At 44.5% G+C, this 16,044-nt stretch carries 14 protein-coding genes; 11 read left to right on the top strand and 3 right to left on the bottom strand.

Annotated features, from left to right (window positions below; genetic code table 11):
- Position 1 precedes the first annotated feature (1 nt).
- Positions 2–1,432, top strand: coding sequence for an ArnT family glycosyltransferase (locus tag FYJ57_RS10455; protein WP_154432584.1), 1,431 nt, complete (start codon positions 2–4; stop codon positions 1,430–1,432).
- A gap of 63 nt (positions 1,433–1,495) precedes the next feature.
- Here the strand turns inward: FYJ57_RS10455 and FYJ57_RS10460 are convergent, their stop codons facing one another.
- The 3 genes from FYJ57_RS10460 to FYJ57_RS10470 form a co-directional block, all read right to left on the bottom strand.
- On the bottom strand, positions 1,496–2,761 hold the full coding sequence (locus FYJ57_RS10460) for an ATP-grasp domain-containing protein (RefSeq protein ID WP_154432585.1): 1,266 nt from the start codon (positions 2,759–2,761) through the stop codon (positions 1,496–1,498).
- An 87-nt stretch (positions 2,762–2,848) separates the two neighbouring features.
- Positions 2,849–3,811 (bottom strand): aspartate aminotransferase family protein, encoded by a 963-nt coding sequence (locus FYJ57_RS10465; RefSeq protein ID WP_154432586.1) that lies wholly within the window; start codon positions 3,809–3,811, stop codon positions 2,849–2,851.
- Positions 3,812–3,823: 12 nt separating this feature from the next.
- Positions 3,824–4,753 carry a glycosyltransferase family 2 protein gene (locus FYJ57_RS10470; protein WP_154432587.1) on the bottom strand — a complete coding sequence of 310 codons (930 nt, stop codon included), beginning with the start codon at positions 4,751–4,753 and terminating at the stop codon, positions 3,824–3,826.
- A gap of 166 nt (positions 4,754–4,919) precedes the next feature.
- Between FYJ57_RS10470 and FYJ57_RS10475 the strand changes: the two genes are divergently transcribed.
- The 10 genes from FYJ57_RS10475 to FYJ57_RS10520 all read left to right on the top strand — a co-directional run bounded on the left by FYJ57_RS10475 (position 4,920) and on the right by FYJ57_RS10520 (position 16,031).
- Positions 4,920–5,792 carry a LicD family protein gene (locus tag FYJ57_RS10475; RefSeq protein ID WP_205839953.1) on the top strand — a complete coding sequence of 291 codons (873 nt, stop codon included), beginning with the start codon at positions 4,920–4,922 and terminating at the stop codon, positions 5,790–5,792.
- Positions 5,782–6,783 (top strand): glycosyltransferase family 2 protein, encoded by a 1,002-nt coding sequence (locus FYJ57_RS10480; protein WP_154432589.1) that lies wholly within the window; start codon positions 5,782–5,784, stop codon positions 6,781–6,783. Before FYJ57_RS10475 ends, FYJ57_RS10480 begins: the two co-directional genes overlap by 11 nt.
- A gap of 14 nt (positions 6,784–6,797) precedes the next feature.
- The gene (locus FYJ57_RS10485) at positions 6,798–8,045 is read left to right on the top strand and encodes a lipopolysaccharide biosynthesis protein (protein ID WP_154432590.1); all 1,248 of its coding nucleotides are present in this window, start codon (positions 6,798–6,800) and stop codon (positions 8,043–8,045) included.
- 190 nt (positions 8,046–8,235) lie between these two features.
- Entirely contained in the window at positions 8,236–8,586 is a 351-nt protein-coding gene (locus FYJ57_RS10490) for a DMT family transporter (RefSeq protein ID WP_022171134.1), read from the top strand.
- Positions 8,579–8,917 carry an EamA family transporter gene (locus tag FYJ57_RS10495; protein WP_154432591.1) on the top strand — a complete coding sequence of 113 codons (339 nt, stop codon included), beginning with the start codon at positions 8,579–8,581 and terminating at the stop codon, positions 8,915–8,917. Before FYJ57_RS10490 ends, FYJ57_RS10495 begins: the two co-directional genes overlap by 8 nt.
- A gap of 68 nt (positions 8,918–8,985) precedes the next feature.
- Positions 8,986–10,140: a dTDP-4-amino-4,6-dideoxygalactose transaminase gene (gene rffA, locus FYJ57_RS10500; protein WP_328597469.1), complete on the top strand. Its 1,155-nt coding sequence runs from the start codon at positions 8,986–8,988 to the stop codon at positions 10,138–10,140.
- Between the two features lie 79 nt (positions 10,141–10,219).
- Entirely contained in the window at positions 10,220–12,037 is a 1,818-nt protein-coding gene (locus FYJ57_RS10505) for a glycosyltransferase family 2 protein (RefSeq protein WP_154432592.1), read from the top strand.
- 13 nt (positions 12,038–12,050) lie between these two features.
- On the top strand, positions 12,051–13,019 hold the full coding sequence (locus FYJ57_RS10510) for a glycosyltransferase family 2 protein (protein WP_154432593.1): 969 nt from the start codon (positions 12,051–12,053) through the stop codon (positions 13,017–13,019).
- A gap of 292 nt (positions 13,020–13,311) precedes the next feature.
- Entirely contained in the window at positions 13,312–14,718 is a 1,407-nt protein-coding gene (locus FYJ57_RS10515; RefSeq protein ID WP_106491384.1) for an undecaprenyl-phosphate glucose phosphotransferase, read from the top strand.
- Between the two features lie 47 nt (positions 14,719–14,765).
- Positions 14,766–16,031, top strand: coding sequence for an LCP family protein (locus FYJ57_RS10520; RefSeq protein WP_154432594.1), 1,266 nt, complete (start codon positions 14,766–14,768; stop codon positions 16,029–16,031).
- The last annotated feature ends 13 nt before the right edge of the window (positions 16,032–16,044 follow it).

Genomic DNA, 16,044 nt, shown 5'->3' on the forward strand with positions numbered 1-16,044 from the left:
AATGAAAAAAACAGTAAAAACAGTGAAAAAAGGATATGCAATATGGATTTTTGTACTTCTGGTTTTTGTATTTTATCTTTCCTGGGCGCTGGCGGCACCGTTCGATGCCTCACCGGATGAAAGTATGCGTTACCAGATCGTCGAATTTATTGTAAAGCATGGAACCTTGCCGGATGGACGGGATCCGGAGATACGGAATGCCAACTGGGGCATCTCCTATGCGTTTAATCCAATTCTTCCTTATATGGCAGGAGCAGTATTTGCAAAGGTTGTGCAGGTATTTACGGACAGTTTTCGGGCTACGGTGATTGCGGCGCGTATGGTGAATGTTCTTCTGGGATGCGGAATGGCATGGTTTACCTGGAAGATAGGAGAACTGTTATTTCAGAAAAAAGAGACAGGGAGGCTGTTTGCAGTTCTGGTGTGCTTTCTTCCGGGAACCTGTTTTCTGTTTTCTTATATCAATACGGATGGACTGGCACTTCTTACGACAGCCTGGATCCTGTACTGCTGGTGCAGGGCGTGTAAGGAAGGCTGGACCCTGAAAGTCTGTGTACAGATGGGAATTGCCATGGGATTGTGTATGTTGTCTTATTACAACGCATATGGATATCTTCTGATGAGCGCCGTATTTTTTGCAGGCTGCATGATGAAGTGTGGAGAGCAGAAATGGGACTGGCAGCAGCTGCTGAAGAAAGGCTGCCTGATGCTGGGAATTGTCTTTCTTGTGGCCGGATGGTGGTTTATCCGGAGCGGAATCCTGTATGACGGAGATTTTCTGGGAATGAAAACCTCTTCCATCTATGCGGAAAAATACGCGATCGATGAGTTAAAACCTTCCAATCGGGTGCTTCCGGTGAATATGGGAATGAGCGTTCTGGATATGATATGGTGGGTACCTGGAGAATGGCAGCATAACTGGCTGGTTACGGTACTGGTAAGCTTTGTGGGAACGTTCGGACATCTTGATATTTTTATGCCATATCTGTGGAGTAAAGTGTATCTGATCGTGTTTGCAGTGGGAATTCTCGGAAACAGCTGGAGACTGCGTCGGGAATTTTGTCTGACCACGGAATTTGTAAAAAAAGAGAAAAAAGCCGATGCAGATGGAATTCTTATCACTGAGATATGGAGAAAAAACAGATGGTGGAATATGAGAAACTGGATGCATATCTGTATGGTGGGAGCTATGGTGATACCGGTTGGATTGCTGGTGTATTATGCTTATGCAAGTGATTTTCAAGCGCAGGGACGCTATATCATGCCGATGGCGCTTCCATTTTTCTATTTTGTGACACTGGGATATGAAAACTGGAGTGAAAAACTGATCAGAAATGAAAAAATAAGCATATGGATCTGCAGGATCGGACAGGGGACAGCAGCAATTTCTGTATTGCTGACGTATGTGCTGGTATATCGGGCGGCTTATTAAGAATAACTATAAAAAATGAGCTTATACAGGAAAATGATTTCTGTATAAGCTCATTTTTCGTGCTTATTTTGTTTTTGGATAGTTCGGCATCTGGTTACGATAAAGGACTTCTTTTCCATCCAAAGACGGGATGGTCATAGAAGTGAAAAATTCATCGGTAACCTGATCCAGTTTTTTTCTGGACGGACAGGAGATATAGTACAGTGCCACATAAGGATTCGGTCCGTGGGCAATGACAGCTTCTCCTTCGTGATAAAAAATCCATGGTTTTTCTACCGCAGAATGAGATGCCAGTTTCTGCGGAACGGAAAGATCACGAATCTGTAACAGGCGTCCCTGAAAATACAGGACAGCTCCGTGGCAAATCGGTTTTCGTGGATCGTGCTGATCCAGCATCTGTTCCAGTGCGGGAACATCATACAGGTAATTTAACAGCAGATCCTCGATGGAGAACCCGTATACCATATCGGTCAGTTCGTGCTCATAGCCGAAGAATCGGGCTGCGATCTCACAGACCTGGATGCCGTTTTCCGGTTTCCAGAAAAACTGCATGGATAACGCCCCCTCTTTCTGCCCGGTTTTGTTGGCGTAGCACTGTAAAAGATCGGTTGCCGGAGCAACCACCCGTTCATACAGACAGGATGGATAGACATTTCGGGTGCTGATCGGGATCTCACCCGGTCCGATGTCCGTCTTTTCGCGATCTGCGATGCTGATCACATGGACTTTTCCTTTATGTACCCAGGTCATCATATTGAATTCGTAACCGTCGTTATATTCTTCTACGAGAATCTCAGGAAGATCGGTGAAAGAAGCGGTTTCAGTGATTGCCTGTTTCAGTTCTTCAAGATTGTGTACCACATAGATGCCGCGGGAGCCGTATTTATCCAGTGGTTTTGTCACCAGAGGAAAATGCAGGTGAGCGATCAGCTCCGGAGCCAATCCGGAAGTGGGGATTTTTGCAAAACCAGGGGAGGGAAGACCGAGTTCTTCGAGCAGTCCCCGGGTGGCGGATTTGTCACGATACCAGGGAAGCTGTTCCGGGTTCAGATAGCAGGGAAGACCTGCTTTTGCGGAAATCTTCACCATACATTCCAGCAGAAGATCGGAAAACGAGGTGAGAATTCCGTCCACCTGTTTTTCTTTACAAAGGGCGGCGATTCGGTCCGTATCGGTGACCGGGATCACATAAGATTCGTCTGCAAAGGCACGTGCCGGACCGTCCGGGTATCCGTCACAAACGATGGTATAGATGCCCCGGGCTCTGGCTTTCTGCACCAGCTGTTCAAATTCCCCGAGGGTTCCGAGAATCAGTAAACGTTTATTCATAATAATCCTTTCTTCTAGAGCGTGTCTGAAAAAGGCTTTTCGCAAACTGGGGTTTGCAGATTGCGGAAATGATTTTTCAGACACGTTCTAAGGTTCCAGTGCATGGATCACGTCTGCGATCCGCTGCATCTCTTCGTTTCCGTAACGCTGGTCGCAGGGGAGCGGGAGAATGTCTGCCGCCCACTGATATTCGTAAGATTCGGGTGCACAGTCCCGGATCACGTTGGACCAGTTGGTTGGAACAAAGATTTTTTCTTTCGCCAGGGCTTTTCGCAGTGCAATTCCGTTTTTATGATAATAAGGATAGGCGAAGGGTCCGTCCGGTGTCACGCGGGTAAAAGGTGAATCGGAGGGAAGCAGTTCTTTCAGAAATCTGTAATTTTCATTCCGTTTCTGACGGATCTGTTCGTAGTCGATGGCTTTTAACAGATTCTGTGTCAGGCGGGACATGGTGAGAATCTCCATATGATGATAGGTCGCAGCGTTGTCTAACATTTTCTGATAATACGTTCCGGCATCTTTTTCAAAACGGCCGAGAATATGTCCCATACGTTCCGCAGAGACATCCTGCTCTTTTCCGGCAGTGAGCGTGGCATCTGTGGAAAGATAGGCACCGTCACTCAGCCCGAAAAATTTGCGGCAGGAATAAAGAGTATCCACGCCGGGAAGCGGATGCTGAAAAAAAGCGTGGGTGTGATCCACGATAATATTTTTATAGTATTTTTTATAATAAAGAATCTTTTCATCCGTCAGCTGCCCGTAATAATTGACCAGATAGAGGTATTCCCCTGGATGAAGGGAAAGGTCGGGAGGAAGAGCCGGCGTAAGATCCTCATTCAGCGAATAGAAGTTCACGTGGATTCCCTGCCGCAAGCAGGCATCAATCACGGAGTCACAAAGGAAAAACGGAAGATAGAGCGTTTCAATCTTCCGGGATTCCAGCAGCCAGCAGAGGGCTGTACGGCCAAGATTCACTTTTACAAGATCAGGATAGTATTCTTTCCCGTGGAAAACTTCCAGTTCCAGATATCCTCCAATTTCCTGTTTCATACAATCCTCCTGTCAGACATCTTTTCTACGGATGACATAATGCGGCATTTTCTTGGATTCGTTCAGAATATTCATCAGATAAATCCCCATGATTCCAATGGAAAGCAGGGTGATACCGAAAAATGCCAGCAGTACGAGCATCAGGGAAGTCCAGCCTTCCACGGAAACACCGTAGAGGAAATAGCGGATCAGGAAAAAGATTCCAAGTGCCACACTGACCAGAAAACTGCAGATGCCGAGATCACGTACCAGAAGCAGCGGGAATGCTGAGTGGGAAGTGATATCGTAAAGCAGGTCTCTGACCAGACGGCGGAAAGAATAACCGCTTTTTCCGTAGGCTCTTGCATCATGATGCACCGGTACATTGATGATACGGTTGGAACTTAACACCAGAAGATTGCCGATCTGCGGAAGATAGGTGTTTGTCTGCAACATGGCATCCACGAGGAAACGGCGGATCAGACGAAAACTGGTGATCTGCAGATTCGGGTCTTTTCCAAGCATTTTGGAGGTGGCCCAGACAGAAACTTTGGTTCCGAGACGGCGGATCGGTCCGTGCTTTCTGCCTTCATAGCTGGCGATGATGACATCCACATCGTCCCGCTCTCTGATGGTGTTGATCAGCTTCGGGATCTCTTCCGGAGGATGCTGAAGATCATCATCCATGGTGATGATGAAATCTCCCTCCGCATGAGAGAATCCACACAGAAGAGCCGGATGCTGTCCGAAGTTTCTCGCCATCTGGATGATCTTCACACGGGGATCTTTCTGTCGAAGTTCTTCCATGATCTGGTAGGATCGGTCTTTGGAACCATCATCCACAAGGATCAGTTCAAAGGGTTCCTGCACGGTTTCACGGAAGACTTTCTCGAGACGTGTATAAAGTTCCGTTAAGGTATGTTCCGAATTATATACCGGAACAACAACAGAATATAAACTCATAGTATCTTGTATTTCCTTTCTTAAAGGGTTGTGTTCTGTGCTTCATCATATCATTTTCAATCCTTTATTTCAAGGTTTTCCGGGGAAACGGCTCACCTTGACAATGGATTTTACAACAGATATAATGGTGCAAGATCAACGCAGAAAAAAGTGGGGAGGAACAGCTTTGCAGTACAGAGAATACGATACGGAAATATTGAATCGAATCAAGGATGTGGAAAAACAGATTTTATGCAAATATATCGAAATCTGCGAAAAATACCATCTGCGTTATTTTGTGGCGTTCGGGACACTTCTCGGAACGGTGCGGCATAAAGGATTTATTCCCTGGGACGATGATATTGATGTGGGAATGCCGAGAGAAGACTATGAGAGATTCCTTCAGATTGCACAGAAAGAATGCGGGGAAGAGTATTTTCTTCAGACTGTGGATACGGATCCGGAATATCATCTGTATTTTGCAAAACTACGCATGAATCGCACTCGTTTTGTGGAAAACAGTCTGCAAAAGTCGGGAAGCATTACCGGATTCTATATTGATATCTTTCCTTACGATGAGATTTCTGATGATGAGGCAGAGATGGAAAAACAGCTGAACCGGGCGGTGCGTTGGGGCATGATCCTGAGTATCTATAAGGTCAAAGAACCACAGATCGGCCAGTACGGACCGGCAAAAGACTTTGTAATGCGATCCATCTGGCATATTCTGCATGGTGGAATGCATCTGTGCGGAATCTCTGCGGGAATGGTCTGGAAAAAGTGTAATCAGGCATTTATGAAGAAACCGGAGAAAGGGAGTTCTCGGATGACAACCTTTGCCGCAGATGCAAAAAAATGGATCATTGAGAAAAAAGAGATTGAACAGCTGGTGGATGTGCCTTTTGAGAATATCACTGTGAAGATTCCATGCGGATATGATGCCATCCTGACCAGATGTTACGGAGATTATATGAAACTTCCGGATGAAGAAGACAGGGTAAATCATATGCCTGTAGAGATTCAGTTTCCGGGAGAAGAGGTAATGACATTTGGAAAATGAAAATAAAGAACCCATCAGAGTATCGGTGATTGTTCCGGTTTATAACGCGGAAAGCTATCTTCGCATATGCCTGGATTCAATTTTACAGCAGTCTCTTGAGGAAATCGAGATCCTTGCGGTGGATGACGGGAGCAAAGATCACTCGGCGAAGATACTGAGAGAATATGAAAAAAAATACCCGGATAAAATCCATGTGATCTATCAGGAAAACCAAGGCCAGTCAGCGGCGCGAAATCATGCACTGGCGATGGCATCCGGAGAGTTCGTGGCATTTGTGGACAGCGACGATTACATAGGAAAGGATTTTCTGAAGAGAATGTATAACACTGCCATAGAAAAGAAGTCAGATATGGTGATGTGCAATTATACCAAGGTGACAGAACGGGGCGAGATCATACAGAAGTATGAGATCAATTATCAGGAAAAAGGGATTCGGATTCCATCTTATCTTTGCTGTAACCGTCTGGTAAGAAGACAACTGTTTGATACCTGGAAGATTCATTTCCGTGAAGGCGTGATCTGTGAAGATATTCCGCTGATCTTAAAACTAGAAGCCGTTGCCACAAATATTCAGACCATCGGGGACGGAGAATATTATTACCGTGCAAATCCCCAGTCGACAACATCTACGATCAAAAACCGGAAACTGGAGATGTGGCAGCTGCCTTTTGGAGAATTGCGTGATGCCATTGCATTCTGTACAGACAAAGAGCATCCGATGGATCCACTGAAACTGGAATTTTTTATCAGCAGGATCATGACGAGTCTGTTGTTTGATACGGGAAGAGGATGCCGCAAAGAGGTGAAGGACGGGATGTGCCGGGAAGTACAGGAAATCATGGAAACCTGTTTCCCACGATGCTATAAAAATCCCTACATAAAAGTGGGATATTTTCACCAGCTTCCGGCGGTACAAAGGATCGGACCGTGGATCTTTGTGTGTGCACTCCGGGTGCACGGATTGAAACTTCTGACAAAACTGGTAGGCTGAACAAAAAGGAAAAAATGGAAGAAAAAAAAGTATCAATACAAAAGAGTATTATCTGGAACTCGGCGGGAAGTATGGTATATCTGATCACACAGTGGCTGATCAGTGTACTGGTGGTCCGGCTGTCCGGAGTGGAAACAGCGGGAATCCTTACCCTTGCCATGTCGGTTAACAATGTATTTTACAGCATCGCTATGCAGGGTATCCGCAATTATCAGGTATCGGACATGAAAGAAAAATATACCTCCGGTATCTATGTGAGCAGCCGTCTGATCATCTGTATCCTTTCATTCCTGGTCTGTGTAGGTTATGCACTGATTGCCGGATACAGCTACGGATCGAGTCTGTGTATCGTTGCATACTGCCTGTTTAAGATGGCGGAGGCGTTCTACGATGTCTATGCCGGAATCTGTCAGAAAAAATGGCGGATGGACTGGATCGGAAAGTCCTGGATGGTGAAAGGAATCCTTTCATTTGTGGGATTTGTGGCGGTACTGGCAGTGACACAGAGTCTGCTGGCAGCCATTCTTGCTATGGCGCTGGTTTCCTGGCTGGTGATCTTTTTGTATGATATTCCTCGGGCAAAGAAGCTGGATACCATAAAGATCCATCTGAAAGAGAAAAAAAATATAACACTGATGGCGGAATGTTTTCCGCTGTTATGTTACCAGACTATGTCATCGGTCATTCCGACGATCCCGCGTCTGGTCATGGAAAAACTTCTGGGAGGTGTAGCACTCGGTATCTATGGATCAGTCGCAGCACCCACAATGATCGTTCAGATGGGAGCATCCTATGTATTTAACCCGTTTATCACGCTGTTTGCCGAACAGTACAGCAGTGGAAATATCCGGGATTTCTGGAAAACCTTTCGCAAATGCATGGCAGCAATTTTGCTGATCAGTGTTGTCGCTCTGGGAGGAGGAAAGATCCTCGGACACTGGGGGCTGGAACTTCTGTACGGGGATGAGGTGGCAGCGCATGAAGATCTGCTGCTTCCACTTATCGGCTGTACGATCCTGACTGCCATCGTGTGGTTTTTATGTGCACTGCTTACGGTAGTGAGAGAAATCAAAGGACTGGTTATATGCAATGTGATCATACTTCCGGTCAGCTATTTTGGTGCGTATTTGCTGATTCAGCAATATGGAATGCAGGGCGGAAGTATTTCTCTGGCAGTGAGTTATCTGATTGAAATTGGCGCACTCTGGTTCTGGCTGTTACGGAAGGTCAAACAAAGAGAAAAACAACATATGGAACAATAAGAAAAAGTGCCTGTTATGAGGCACTTTTTTGCCTGTAATGCATATCAATAATTGCCAGTGGACCCAAGTTGATTGTAAGTGTAAATTGCAATAGAAAAGTATTCTTGAAGCGAAAGTATAAGAATGGTATAATAAGATGATATGGTATCGCTCGTAAAGACGATATACAAAAAAATAAAAGGAAAAAACAATGGAAAAAGTAAAGAATTACATACAGCTTCACCTGAATATTCTGCTGTTTTCCCTGACCAGCGTATTTTCCAAGATGGCATCCGTGCAGTATAACCGGCACGGGCTGGGAAGTATCTGGCTTTATGTGTTCCTGGCACTGATGATCGGAAACTGCGGAATCTATGCCATTGCATGGCAGCAGGTGATAAAGAAGTTTTCCCTGTCCACAGCCTATGCCAACAAGAGTGTGTACCTGTTGTGGTCGCAGATCTGGGCAGTGGTGATCTTTCATGAAAATCTGTCGGTACGGAATATTATCGGTATCCTGGTAGTTCTCACCGGCGTATGGGTGGTGCAGCGCTATGAATAGAATGTTTATGTTACTGATGCTGGCAGGCACATTTTTTACTGCCATCTCCCAGGTACTCTTAAAACAGAGTGCCAATAAAAAATACAGCCATCCGCTGCTGGAATATCTGAACTGGCGGGTGATCATGGCGTACGGGATCTTTTTCGGTGTATTGCTTCTGAACACCTGGTGTTATACAAAAGTAGATATGCGGTTTGGACCGGTGATCGATACGGCTGCGTATGTATTTGTTCTGATCTTTTCAAGAGTGATCCTGAACGAAAAGATCACAAAAGGAAAACTTGTTGGAAACCTGCTGATCATAGCAGGAATTTTGATTTATACGATGTGAGATGATACAAGACTCAAAAGTACGGAACAATCCGATATCAAAGCAAAACAATAACAGGAGTGAGAAGAGTGAGAATCAGTTTTAACCGCCCACCGTTTGTGGGAAAAGAAACAGAGTATATTAAAGAAGCCGTAGAAAAAAACGGTATGATCTGCGGAGACGGTCCATTTACCAAAAAATGTTCCCAGTGGATGAAGGACAGGTTTCAGACGAAAAACGTATTGCTGACAACTTCCTGTACCCATGCACTGGAGATGGCAGCGTTTCTGGCGGATATTCAGCCGGGAGATGAAGTGATCATGCCGTCGTATACCTTTGTATCCACCGCGGATGCTTTTGTTTTACGGGGAGCCACCTGCGTGTTTGTGGACATCCGTCCGGATACCATGAACATTGATGAGACAAAAATTGAGGAAGCAATTACAGAAAAGACCAAAGCAATCGTGCCGGTTCATTATGCAGGCGTCAGCTGTGCAATGGATGAGATCATGGCAATTGCGAAAAAATATAACCTGAAAGTGGTGGAAGATGCCGCGCAGGGAGTAAATGCTTTTTATAAAGGAAAAGCACTTGGAACAATCGGTGATTTTGGCTGCTACAGTTTCCATGAGACAAAGAATTATTCCATGGGAGAGGGCGGTGCGATTCTCTTTCAGGATGACAGATACCTGGAACCTGCAGAAATCTTACGGGAAAAGGGAACAAACCGCAGCCAGTATTTCCGTGGACAGATTGATAAATATACCTGGGTGGGCTATGGATCGTCCTATCTGCCAAGCGATATGAATGCCGCTTATCTGTGGGCGCAGCTGGAAGAGGCAGACAAGATCAATGATAAGAGATTGTCCATCTGGAACTTCTATCACGAAGAACTGAAAGAACTGGAAGACAAAGGGGTGCTGGAACGCCCGTATATTCCGGAGTATGCCACACACAATGCCCACATGTATTACATCAAAGTAAAAGATCTGAGGGTGCGTACAAAGCTTCTGGCTTATCTGAAAGAGTGTGGGATCCTGAGTGTTTTCCATTATGTTCCACTGCACTCTGCAACAGCCGGAAAGAAGTTTGGACGGTTCCATGGCGAGGATGTTTACACGACAAAAGAGAGCGAACGGCTGTGTCGTCTGCCGATGTACTACAGTCTGTCCCTGGAAGAAGCAGCGGAAGTGGTAAAAGCACTGAAAGAATTTCCGGAGTATGAGACGATAGAAGACAGGTAGCTATTCAGAGGGCAACTGTTAACCGGGAAGACACTGGACAGTTACGAAAGCAGATAAGAGGCAACAGAAAGGAGTATCGATGAGTTCAGGAAACTGGATGCGTTATCTCAAAAAGATAAAACCGTATACGATAAAAAAGGGGATCCGCTATCTGAAACAATACGGACCGAAAGAGTTCTGGGTGCGTCTGTGTGAGCGGATGGAGCCGGAAGAAGTGCCTTATGGTCCATGGTTTGAGAATCACAAACCTTCGGAAAAAGAACTGGAAGGGCAGAGAAGGAAACAGTGGAAAAAACAGCCAATGATCAGTGTGGTTGTTCCGGCATATAAAACACCGGCGAAATTCCTGCGGGAAATGATAGAATCACTGGAGGTGCAGACATATACAAACTGGGAACTGTGTATCGCCAATGCAAGCCCCGAGGATGCAGCGATGTCGGAAGTACTCCGGGAATACACCTCGAAAGATGCCAGAGTAAAAGTGGAGAATCTGAAAGAAAATCTCGGAATCGCGGAAAATACGAACGCAGCGATGGAGATGGCAGCCGGAGAATATACCGGTCTGCTTGACCATGACGATCTGCTGGCACCACAGGCACTGTACCGGATCGTGGAGGCACTGAATCAGAGCAGAGAAGAGCCGGATGTCTTTTATTCGGATGAAGATAAAGTAACGACGGATCTGAGCGAACATTTTCAGCCACATTTCAAACCGGATTTTAATGTGGATCTGTTAAGATCCAATAATTATATTACACATTTCTTCGTGGTGAGAACCAGTCTGATCCGTCAGGTGGGCGGGTTCCGCAGAGAGTATGACGGGGCACAGGATTATGATTTCATCTTCCGTTGTACGGAGGCCGCGAAGAAGATCTGCCATATCCCGGAGGTGCTGTATCACTGGCGGACGCATCAGGCATCCACGGCGGATAATCCGGCAAGCAAGATGTATGCGTTTGAGGCGGGAAAGAGAGCTATTGAAGCACATCTGAAACGACAGGGTGTGGAGGGAACCGTGAGTCATACGAAAGATCTTGGTTTCTATCAGGTGGAATATCCGGTGCAGGGAACCCCGCTGGTGTCGGTCCTGATCCCGAACAAAGATCAGAAAGATACGTTGAAACAGTGTCTGGATTCGGTATTTTCCAAAACTACATATTGCAATTACGAAGTAATCATCATAGAAAATAACAGCCAGGAGAAAGAAACCTGGGAATATTATGAAGAACTGAAAAAACGGAATAACGTAAAAATTGTGATCTGGGAATCCGGATTTAATTATTCAGCCATCAATAATTTCGGAGAAAAATCGGCTTCCGGAGAGTATCTGCTGTTTTTGAATAATGATGTGGAAGTGATCAATCCTCACTGGATGGAAGAAATGCTGGGGAACTGCCAACGGAAAGAAGTGGGTATCGTGGGAGCAAAACTGTATTACCCGGACGATACGATCCAGCATGCTGGAACAATCATCGGAATCGGCGGGATCGCCGGTCATGCATTCTTAAATATGCCACGTTCGAGAAGTGGGTATCTTCACAAAGCATCTTTGCAGATGGATCTGAGCGCAGTGACTGCCGCATGTATGATGATGAAGCGAACTGTTTTTGAAAGTCTGGATGGATTTGAAGAAGCACTGACAGTGGCGTTTAACGACGTGGATCTTTGCCTGCGGTGCGTGAGAGCAGGATATCTTGTGGTCTATAATCCGAGGGTGGAATTATATCATTACGAATCCAAATCCAGGGGATCGGAGGACAGTGAAGACAAAGTGCGCCGGTTCCAGCAGGAGATAGAATTTATGCGGACCAGATGGATCGATTTGTTAAAGCAGGGAGATCCTTATTATAATAAAAACCTTACGTTGAGCAAATGGAATTATTCGCTGCGTGCGTAAGGAAGGAGATACCATGAAGAAGATAACTGTTGTGATTCCTAATTTTAATGGGATACAGTATGTAGAACGTTGTCTGGACAGTTTGAAACGACAGACTTTTTCTGAATTCGATGTGATATTTGTGGACAATGGTTCCGTAGATGGGAGCAGAGAACTGACAGAAGAAAAATATCCATGGGTACGGGTAATTGCACTTGCGGAAAATACTGGTTTTTGTAAAGCAGTGAATATCGGAATTGAAGCAACACAGACACCATATGTAGTACTGTTAAATAATGATACCGAGGCAGAGCCCGATTTTCTGCTGGAACTGTATCGGGGAATTGAAAGGAAAAAGAATGCTTTTTCTGCAGCTGCTCGGATGCTGCAGTTTCATGATCGGGGAAAGATAGACGATGCCGGAAATTATTATAACTGTCTTGGCTGGGCGTTTGCGCTTGGGAAGGGAAAACCGGAAGAAAAATACAGAAAAGAGCGGAAAATATTTGCTTCCTGTGGCGGAGCTGCTATTTATCGGACAGAACTGGTAAAGCAGCTGGGAGGATTTGATGAGGAACATTTTGCGTATCTTGAGGATATTGATCTTGGATATCGGGCACAGATAGCAGGGTATGAAAACTGGTATTTGCCGAAGGCAGGGGTGTATCACGTGGGAAGCGGAACTTCAGGATCACGCTATAATCAGTTTAAAATCAGATATTCTTCCAGAAATAATGTTTATATGCTTTATAAAAATATGCCATTGCTCCAGATCTTACTGAATCTGCCTTTTCTGGTGCTGGGATTCACTGTGAAACTTATATTCTTTGCTTCAAAGAAATATGGGCGGGAATATGCAGCAGGGATTAAAAATGGTTTTTCACTGTGTAAAAAAGATAAAAAAGTACCGTTTTTTTGGAAAAATCTTCCTAATTACGGGAAGATTCAATTGCAGTTGTGGATCAATGTGATACGGAGATTTGACGTTACTGTTCACTGGTAATATCACGCGAGGTGTTTTTTGCGAGCGAAGGTCACAGAAAACCCGAGATATATCGCGCGAATTTATGCGATTAGCATAAATTCTGTGCATCGTGCAGCGTGAACAGTAACGATTTGGATGAGAGAAACATTGGAGAACGTAAGTTTTGTTGACAGGAAAATATATCCTGACTATAATATGTAAGAAAAGTGTAAGCTAATTAACAAAATGTTTGGTTGTGGTTTTGTATATTGCGTATTATAGTAATATTGTAAATACAAAACATACCAGAAATACTAAAAGGTGAAAAATATTGATTAAAGATAATCAGAAGTACTTTAATCGTATGCATGTAGTGATTGATGCTGTTGTGATCATTGTTTCTTATCTGCTGGCATGGACATTAAAATTCGTGGGTCCCTTTTCAGTAGATGCGGTCAGAAGTTTATCTTTTGAATGGTATATGACAGCGCTGGTTGGAATCGTACCGGTTTATCTGATCCTGTATTATGCGTTTAATCTGTATACACCGAAACGGGTGCAGGGACGCAGACTGGAATTTTCTAATATTGTAAAAGCCAATACGGTGGGAATATTGTTGATCATCGGGTGCATTTATGTGTGGCTCAAAGAAATCAACTTTTCCCGTGATATGTTGTTTTTCTTCTATTTTATAAATATGTTCCTGGAAGAATTGGTCCGTATCACGATTCGTTATCTGTTGCGGGATATCCGTAAACGAGGTTTGAATCAGAAGCATATCCTGTTGGTTGGTTACAGTAAGGCAGCAGAAGCATATATTGACCGGATACTTGAAAATCCACAGTGGGGATATCAGATCCGTGGAATCCTCGATGATAATGTGGAAGCCGGAACTATGTACCGCGGAATTAAAGTGCTTGGAAGAATCGCAAATCTAATGGTGATCCTGCCGGAAAACAGGCTGGATGAGATTGCAATCACTTTGGGATTGAGTGAATATTACCGGCTGCAGGAAATTGTGGCAATGTGTGAAAAGTCAGGAGTACACACGAAGTTTATTCCTGATTACAATAATATCATTCCGACAAAACCATATACAGAAGATTTACTGGGACTTCCGGTCATCAATATCCGTTATGTACCGCTGACTAATACGTTCAATGCGGTGGTAAAACGGCTGATGGATATTTTCGGATCGATCGTTGCAATTATTCTGTTTTCTCCGATAATGTTGTTTGCTGTGATCATGATCAAGCTGACTTCTCCGGGACCGCTGATATACAAACAGGAGCGGGTGGGACTGCATAATCATACATTTATGATGTATAAGTTCCGTTCAATGGAAGTACAGTCGAAGGAAAGTGAAAAGAAGGCATGGACCGTCAAAAACGATCCAAGGGTAACCGGAATCGGGAAGCTGATGCGACGGACGAGTATCGATGAGCTGCCACAGCTGTTTAACATTCTCAAAGGAGATATGAGTCTGGTGGGACCAAGACCGGAACGGCCGTTTTTTGTGGAAAAATTCCGGGAAGAGATCCCGAGATATATGGTAAAACATCAGGTACGTCCGGGTCTTACCGGCTGGGCACAGGTCAATGGCTACAGAGGAAATACATCCATTCGGAAACGAATAGATTATGATCTGTATTATATTGAAAACTGGTCTGTCGGACTGGATGTAAAAATTATTTTGCTGACGTTTTTTAAAGGCTTTATTAACAAGAACGCATATTAGGAAGAGGGTCCGCAAGATAGAAAAACAAAGGAATAAGGAGTAAATACATGGCGAAAGAGAAAAACCTGACGGACAGACAGAAAAGAATCCGACGCAGACGCCGGAAAAGTACGATGAGCAGAGTAGTGTTTGCGCTGGAAATTATCATTCTGGTCGTCCTGATGGGCGGACTGTTTGTATATGCGAAACTCGGAAATATGAATTACGAAGACCTGAATTTTGAAAATGTGGATGTGAATCAAAGTGTGGAAGAAAATCAGGTTATGAAAGGTTATACAAGTATTGCACTGGTTGGGCTTGACAGCAGAGAAGGAGAACTGGATGGTGATGTCAACAGTGATACGATGATCATTGCGAGTATCAATAACGATACCAAAAAGGTAAAACTGGTTTCTATATACCGTGATACGTATCTTAGGGTTGGAAGTAATTCGGACGGCGAAAATGTATACAATAAGGCAAATTCTGCGTTCTGTACAGGTGGTCCGGAAAAAATGATGACCATGATGAATAAGAATCTTGATCTTAATATTGTTGACTATGTAACGGTTGACTTTAAAGGCGTTGCAGAGGCGGTGGAACTGCTTGGCGGTATCGATGTTGATCTGAAAGAAGAGGAGATTGAACATCTGAACAATTATTGTGTAGAGACGTCAGAAGTTACCGGTATGGATTATACACCACTGAAAAAGGTTGCCGGAGTTCATCATCTGAACGGAGTACAGACTGTAGCGTATGCGCGAATTCGTTATACAGCGGGAAACGATTTCAGACGTGCGGCAAGACAGAGAGAGGTTATATATAAGATCGTAGAAAAGGCAAAGAATTCCAGTATCAGTACCCTTAGCAAAGTTCTGGATAAAGTGTTCCCACTCATCAAAACATCTCTGACGAAACCGGAGATTTTGCAGATGGGAATGAGTATGCTCTCCTATGATATTGAAGATCAGACAGGTTTCCCATTTGATCATTTATATGGAGGGGTAGTAGAAGACGCAATGGACGGTCTTGACTGTGTACTTCCGATTACTTTGGAATCTAATGTAATCAAACTGCATGAATTTCTGTATCCGGAAGACAGTTATGTTCCTTCGGATGAGGTGAAAACATACAGTCAGAAAATTATAGAAATCAGTGGATTTGGAGAAGAATCCAGACTGGATCATTCGGAGGATGGTTCACTGGCAGCTTATCATGAATCGGATACAGAGTCTGCGAATCCGGCAGAGAGCTCTGCAGATCCGCAGGAAGAAAGCCAGACAGATGTAACAGATGATACACAGGGATATGATGATTCTTCCCTGGAACAGTAAACCTCGGGGGATA

Origin of the sequence: Oliverpabstia intestinalis (assembly GCF_009696065.1) — a bacterium.
GTDB lineage: Bacteria > Bacillota > Clostridia > Lachnospirales > Lachnospiraceae > Oliverpabstia > Oliverpabstia intestinalis.